3 protein-coding genes are annotated in these 3,007 nt (G+C 22.4%); all 3 read left to right on the top strand.

What is annotated here, in order from left to right; all coding sequences use genetic code 11:
- The first annotated feature begins 527 nt into the window (after positions 1-527).
- The 3 genes from OC710_RS02570 to OC710_RS02560 all read left to right on the top strand — a co-directional run bounded on the left by OC710_RS02570 (position 528) and on the right by OC710_RS02560 (position 2,899).
- Entirely contained in the window at positions 528-989 is a 462-nt protein-coding gene (locus OC710_RS02570) for a Panacea domain-containing protein (RefSeq protein WP_004994593.1), read from the top strand.
- Positions 990-1,001: 12 nt separating this feature from the next.
- A complete protein-coding gene (locus tag OC710_RS02565) occupies positions 1,002-1,760 on the top strand; it encodes a hypothetical protein (protein WP_004994594.1) in 759 nt (252 codons plus the stop codon).
- 503 nt (positions 1,761-2,263) lie between these two features.
- Positions 2,264-2,899 (top strand): hypothetical protein, encoded by a 636-nt coding sequence (locus OC710_RS02560; protein ID WP_004994596.1) that lies wholly within the window; start codon positions 2,264-2,266, stop codon positions 2,897-2,899.
- The last annotated feature ends 108 nt before the right edge of the window (positions 2,900-3,007 follow it).

The following is a 3,007-nucleotide window of genomic DNA, read 5'->3' as shown; positions in this document are numbered from 1 at the left end:
CAACCCGCTTTTATGGTCTGCTATAATTCAGTATTCTTTCGTTTACTAAACCGACCATCTCCTTTCAGGGTTTATCGGCCCCTGGCTATTGGTTAAATAGCACGAAATTTAGGCCTCTTTGGCGCCCAGATAAATAATATAATTTTGACATATTTTTTTAAAAAATCCTTTTATTTTAAAATTAAAATTAATTTATAATTTTACAATTTATATTCTATAATATTTTAAAAAAAATTATATTAAAAAATAAAAATTATTAAAATATTATTTTATTCAAATAAATCCTTAGATTTCCGATGATGAAGCCAAAAAAATTATTGTCAATTTAATTATCTGTTATTTCAGTAAAGACAAGGTAAATTAAAAATTAAATTAGTCATTCATTTTTATTTTTTATCTAAATATCAAACGATAAGAAAAGAAAAAATTAAAAAAAACTCCCCACTTATATAAAAAAGAAGATTGTAATTTTAAAATAAAAATGTTATACTTCTAATATTCAAAATGGTTTTAAAAAGGAGTTAATTATGGTAAATCCGGAAAATAAAATCAATGTTTTCGATGTTGCTCAGTTTTTTGTAAATAAAGATAAAACAATAAATAAAACCAAAATTCAAAAATTACTTTATTATGCACAAGGTTATTATTTGGCCAGATATAATAAGGTTTTATTTCAGGATGCCATCGAAGCGTGGCCGTATGGTCCTATTATTTCTTCTGTTTATGCGGAAACTTTAAAACAAGAATTTCAAAAACAATATTATTTTGATTTTAGTTCGCAAATGACAAATTCCCCTTTTACCGAAGAACAAAAAGCAATTTTAGAACAAGTTTTTGATGATTTTGGTAATCTGAGTGATAAGCAACTTAGTAAAAAGACTTATAACGAATTCCCATGGAAAACAACTTATGATCCTCATAAATTATATTCGAAATGTATCATTAAACCATCTATTTTATCCCGTTTTTTTAAAATTAAGAAAGATTAGTCTAAAAAATTTATGTCGATAAAAAGAGAAAAATATTTTGAAATAATTCAATTGTTAGACCAAATTATGACAAATTTTGAAAGTAATGGGCATTTTTTAAAAGTTTTTTACGAAACTAAATTTTCTGAAGATTTTATTAATTCTTATATTGCAGATCATTTTAAAAACATAGGCAAAAAAACTGATAGAGAGTCAATAAAAGGTCATGGTAAAGTCGATGTTTTGGTTGATTATGATTATATTATCGAAACTAAAAATTATTATAATCAAGAGGATTTAGAATTTGTTTATAAACAAGTATTACATAGAATTCATCATCGTTTTCTTTATGCTTCAATTGTTTTATTAGTAAATGGATTTCAAAAAAATAAATTTAAAGAAATTTTAGAAGATATTAATAAATGGATTAATTTAAAAAATGGTAAAAAACAAAACCAAAAAACAAAATTTAATGATAATTTTTTGATTGTTAAAATACCAAACCCTGATACTGGTTATGATATTTTGCTTAACATTGCTTGTTATCATTTAGAATTTAACATCAACCATGCCAAAAAAAATTATGAAATTAATGATAAACACCGTAAAGAAATTCACAATCAAAGTCGTGAATTTATTCAATCACTTAGTCAAATAAATAGCTTTAATTTTAAAGACAAAGAAGAAATAGCAGCATATGTGAACAATTTAACAAAAGAATTTTTGAAGATTATGTCTTCTTGTTATGAATATAATGAATATTATTTAAGACCTAAAAAAAATAATAATTAACACTTTTTTAGAGCATTTTTTTGTTTTAATAATTAAAAAATAAAATTTTTATTTTTATTGTATGATTGATGATATTTGATTAATTTAATTTTAAAAGTGTTAAAATTTTCATCATAGTTAAAGTTTTGTTATTTTTATTGATTTTTTAGACGAATCACAAAAATCCATAAAATATATCATTTTTTTAATAAAAAATAATGTTTTATTTTTTTATTTAGTTTAAATTGAGATTTAATTTTTTTAGATTTTTGTTTATTTTATTTAATTAAAAGCTAATGGATTATAAATGTAATAAAAAATTAATTCGCACTGCTTCCCATTCGTTACACAACCAAACGAAGAGGTTACAGTGATAACATTGAATAAAAAATAAAGAAAAGAATTAATAATAAAGACCAATTTTAAAGTTGGTCTTTTTTTTGTTTTTTAAAAAAAGATTATAATATAAATATACATTGTTGAATTATTCTTGTTTTTTAATAAATAAAAAAAGGGGTAAAATAATGAATTTAAAAATTTTTTCAATATCCATTATGTTTTTTGTAACTTTAATTTTTTCTAAATCTTATGACGTTTATGGCTGTGATGAAAAAAATTTATTGAAAACATCAGAAATCAATTTATATAATCAAAATCCGGAAAAAAATATATATCAAAAAACTTCAGAAGATCAGAAGGATTATGTTTATTTTTATTTTAAAGAAAAAGTTTTAGATGTAGCTGATGAAAAATTAAAATTTGCAGCGCAAGAAAATTATATTCCTATTTTTTTTGATAAATCTAAAACTGATGAAGAAATTGTAAAATTTTTGAGAGAAATCAGTGAAGATACTCCTGTTAGAATTATGAATGAAACTTATGAAAATAGGAATCTAAATATTTTAGAATTTTTTATAAATTTTAAAATTGATAATTATTTTGAAGATTTTAAAAAAACCATTTTAGACGTTTTCGATGATAAAATGATAATTTCCTTTAGAAAAAATTTTATTTCAAGAATTATTTTTAGCGAATCAATGACTGATGAACAAATTATGGAATTTTTGAGAAGTACAAAAGGTATAAATTTTTTTTTATTTTTAATCGTTGGCGAGATATTAGAAGTTTACAGAAATCAAAAGGGCGCCAAAGAGGCCTAAATTTCGTGCTATTTAACCAATAGCCAGGGGCCGATAAACCCTGAAAGGAGATGGTCGGTTTAGTAAACGAAAGAATACTGAATTATAGCAGACCATAAAAGCGGGTTG

Source organism: 'Vigna radiata' phytoplasma, assembly GCF_030586915.1.
GTDB lineage: Bacteria > Bacillota_I > Bacilli_A > Acholeplasmatales > Acholeplasmataceae > Phytoplasma > Phytoplasma australasiaticum.
The sequence above is the reverse complement of the archived record's forward strand: the minus strand, read 5'-3'. Positions and strand labels throughout refer to the sequence as shown.

Bases quoted from the DNA above. Each gene is read 5' to 3' on its own strand.
- OC710_RS02570 (WP_004994593.1), top strand. From the start codon at position 528: ATGGTAAATCCGGAAAATAAAATCAATGTTTTCGATGTTGCTCAGTTT.
- OC710_RS02565 (WP_004994594.1), top strand. From the start codon at position 1,002: ATGTCGATAAAAAGAGAAAAATATTTTGAAATAATTCAATTGTTAGAC.
- OC710_RS02560 (WP_004994596.1), top strand. From the start codon at position 2,264: ATGAATTTAAAAATTTTTTCAATATCCATTATGTTTTTTGTAACTTTA.